This window comes from Pseudomonas sp. NPDC089741 (assembly GCF_044748825.1).
GTDB lineage: Bacteria > Pseudomonadota > Gammaproteobacteria > Pseudomonadales > Pseudomonadaceae > Aquipseudomonas > Aquipseudomonas helmanticensis.
Map to the genome: position 1 here is coordinate 82,194 of NZ_JBIVGT010000022.1, position 2,803 is coordinate 84,996.

General features: G+C 58.4%; 4 protein-coding genes. 3 read left to right on the forward strand and 1 reads right to left on the reverse strand.

Features of this window, described 5'->3' with window-relative positions; genetic code table 11:
• Positions 1–47: 47 nt before the first annotated feature.
• Genes ACIPZE_RS19860 through ACIPZE_RS19870 form a run of 3 tightly spaced genes read left to right on the forward strand, consistent with a single transcriptional unit; the run spans position 48 to position 2,200 of the window.
• On the forward strand, positions 48–1,451 hold the full coding sequence (locus ACIPZE_RS19860; RefSeq protein ID WP_400774778.1) for a sodium-dependent transporter: 1,404 nt from the start codon (positions 48–50) through the stop codon (positions 1,449–1,451).
• 7 nt (positions 1,452–1,458) lie between these two features.
• Positions 1,459–1,893 carry a type II toxin-antitoxin system RatA family toxin gene (locus ACIPZE_RS19865; RefSeq protein ID WP_008088301.1) on the forward strand — a complete coding sequence of 145 codons (435 nt, stop codon included), beginning with the start codon at positions 1,459–1,461 and terminating at the stop codon, positions 1,891–1,893.
• Positions 1,886–2,200, forward strand: a complete 315-nt coding sequence (locus tag ACIPZE_RS19870) for an RnfH family protein (RefSeq protein ID WP_283437731.1) — start codon at positions 1,886–1,888, stop codon at positions 2,198–2,200. Before ACIPZE_RS19865 ends, ACIPZE_RS19870 begins: the two co-directional genes overlap by 8 nt.
• A 61-nt stretch (positions 2,201–2,261) precedes the next feature.
• Here ACIPZE_RS19870 and ACIPZE_RS19875 read toward each other — a convergent pair whose 3' ends face one another.
• Entirely contained in the window at positions 2,262–2,792 is a 531-nt protein-coding gene (locus tag ACIPZE_RS19875) for an outer membrane protein assembly factor BamE (protein ID WP_129388930.1), read from the reverse strand.
• Between the last annotated feature and the right edge of the window lie 11 nt (positions 2,793–2,803).

A 2,803-nucleotide genomic window follows, 5' to 3' on the forward strand; every position in this document is an offset into this window, starting at 1 on the left:
TCCCCGCCCCTGCGGCCTCGTGTGCGACCGCTGGGGCGTGCTACCCGCTGGCGACAGACAAGGTTTCTGTCCACGGCAGTTGGGCTAGCCGCTGGGTTTTCATATTCGCCGCGACCGGTTCGGCCGTGGGGTTGGGCAGCATCTGGAAGTTCCCGTACATGGTCGGGGTCTACGGCGGCGGCGCCTTTGTGCTGATGTTTCTGGCATGCATTGCCTTGATCGGTATCCCGGTAATGCTGGCCGAAACCCTGATTGGTCGGCGTGCGCGGCAGAGTCCGGCCAACGCCTTGAAGGTACTGGCAATCGAGGCAGGGCATTCGCCCAAGTGGTCGTGGGGGGCGTTTGCCGGGATGATCACGGCGCTGCTGATCCTGTCTTTCTACAGCGTGGTCGGCGGCTGGTCGCTGGATTACATCATCGACATGGGACGTGGGGATTTCCAGGGCGTAACGGCTGATCAGGTCGGGGCGTACTTCGGGAATGTCATCTCCAATCCTTGGCGCCTGACACTTTGGCACACGATTTTTATGCTGTTATCGGCTTTCGTGATCGCCAAAGGCGTGGTTGCAGGGCTTGAGCGCAGCTTGCGAATCATGATGCCGCTACTGTTCGTGATGATTCTGGTGTTGCTCGGTTACAGCATGACCACCGGACATTTCATGGAGGGCGTGCACTTCATGTTCGACTTCCACCCGGAAAAGGTTCTCGACGGCTTGCTGCCGGCAATGGGACACGCATTCTTTTCGCTGAGTGTGGGCGTCGGTTCAATCATGATCTACGGCGCCTACATGCCGAAAAACGCGTCGCTGTCCGGCACCGTTGTCGGTGTGGCGCTGCTGGATACCTTCGTTTCGCTGGTCGCCGGCCTGGCCTTGTTCCCGATCGTATTCGCAGCGGGCCTCAACCCGAGCGAAGGCCCGGGCCTGATGTTCGTCAGCCTGCCATTTGCCTTTGGTAACGTCGCGTTCGGTCAGTTGATGGGCGTGGTGTTCTTCGTTCTGGTGGCCGTTGCAGCATGGAGTTCGGCAATTTCCCTGCTCGAACCGATGGTGGCGTATCTGGTTGAACGCACCAAAGTCAGCCGCGCCTGGGTGACTTTCTGGCTGGCTTTCACTTGCTGGTTCGTCGGTTTGGGCACGGTGTTCTCCTTCAATATCTGGAAGGAAGCCAAATTTTTCGTGAACGAAGGCGGGATGTTTCACCTCTACCAATGGGGAGCGAAGAGCGGTCTGGACTTCTTTGGCGTGATCGATTTCTTCACCTCGCGGATCATGTTGCCGCTCGGTGGCCTGTGTTTCGTGCTGTTTGCCGGTTGGGTGATGGGGCGTGAAGCGGTGCGTGACGAGTTGTCGATCCGTAATCCGGCACTGTTTGCCCTGTCTTTGTTCTTGATGCGCTACGTGGCGCCTATCGGCATTCTTGTAGTGTTTGCCGCTCAGCTCTGGAAGTAACGCTTACATGACGACACATATTCAACGATCAGCGCTGCTGCCGTACCCGGCGCAATTTCTCTATGACCTCGTCAACGATGTGGCGCGTTATCCGGAGTTTCTGCCGTGGTGCTCGGCGGCCGAGGTGCTGGAAAGCTCACCGGAGCATATGCGCGCCAGCGTCGGCGTGGCGAAGGGCGGCCTCAGCCAGCACTTCGTCACACGCAATACGCTGGTGCCGGGGCAGTCGATCGAGATGAACCTTGAAGAAGGTCCATTCAATCAATTGCACGGCGTCTGGGTGTTCAAGGTGTTGAATGAGAAGGCCTGCAAGATCAGTCTCGATCTGTCCTTCGATTATGCCGGGCCTCTGGTGCGCGCGACGCTCGGGCCGCTGTTCAATCAGGCGGCGAATACGCTGGTGGATGCGTTCTGTCAGCGCGCCAAGCAGATGCATGGTTGAGACGATGATCGAAATCGAGGTGGTGTATGCCGCCGTTGATCGTCAGGTTTTGCGCGTGGTCAGTGTTCCGCAAAGCACGACCGTGCGCGAGGCCGTGCTCAAGTCCGGCATTGGCGATGAGTTTGCGCCGCTGAATCTGGCCGACTGCCCGCTGGGAATTTTCGGCAAGGTGGTTGCCGATCCGCAGAGTCGACCGGTTCAGGCGGGCGATCGCATCGAAATCTACCGGCCATTGCTGGCTGATCCGAAAGAGGTTCGACGCTTGCGGGCAGCCAAGGCTGCCGAGGCGAAAGCGCGACATCAGTGACCAGGCCAAACGGCAGGCAATAAAAAACCCGGAATTTCCGGGTTTTTTATTGCCTCGCAAATTACTGCGGCGAGGTGTCCAGCGGCTCTGGTGTCGGAACCGGAACGGTCTCCACGCCATCGACGTCCTTCTGGATCTGATCCAGCAAGGAACCTGGCTTGGCCGGTTTTTCCGGTTTCGGCTTCTCGGCGTTTTCAGCAGGGGCGGTCACGTTGGTCGTGCCGCTGTCCTTGCCGAGAATGGCTTCGTCACGGCTCACGCCGGGCATGAAATCACCCGACAGGCTGACAAGCTGGTCGTTTGAGTTAAAAATAACGCTGACGCGTTCCTGTTGGCGTTCACCGCCACCCGGTTGCAGGCTGTACAGATAATCCCAGCGATCGGCATGGAACGTGTCGGTCAGCAGGGGGTTACCCATGATAAACCGTACTTGCGGCCGGGTCATTCCCGGGCGTAACTGGTCTATCATATCCTGCGTGACGACATTGCCCTGCTGGATGTCGATTTTGTAAACCCCGGGGAATGAACAACCGGCGAGTGCGAGCAGTCCCACAAAGGTGAAACTGGTTAGCAAGAGCTTGGTGTTTTGCATCGGTGGGCGAC

Coding starts and splice junctions, on each gene's coding strand:
- ACIPZE_RS19865 (WP_008088301.1), top strand. CDS start 1,459: ATGACGACACATATTCAACGATCAGCGCTGCTGCCGTACCCGGCGCAA.
- ACIPZE_RS19870 (WP_283437731.1), top strand. CDS start 1,886: ATGGTTGAGACGATGATCGAAATCGAGGTGGTGTATGCCGCCGTTGAT.
- ACIPZE_RS19875 (WP_129388930.1), bottom strand. CDS start 2,792: ATGCAAAACACCAAGCTCTTGCTAACCAGTTTCACCTTTGTGGGACTG.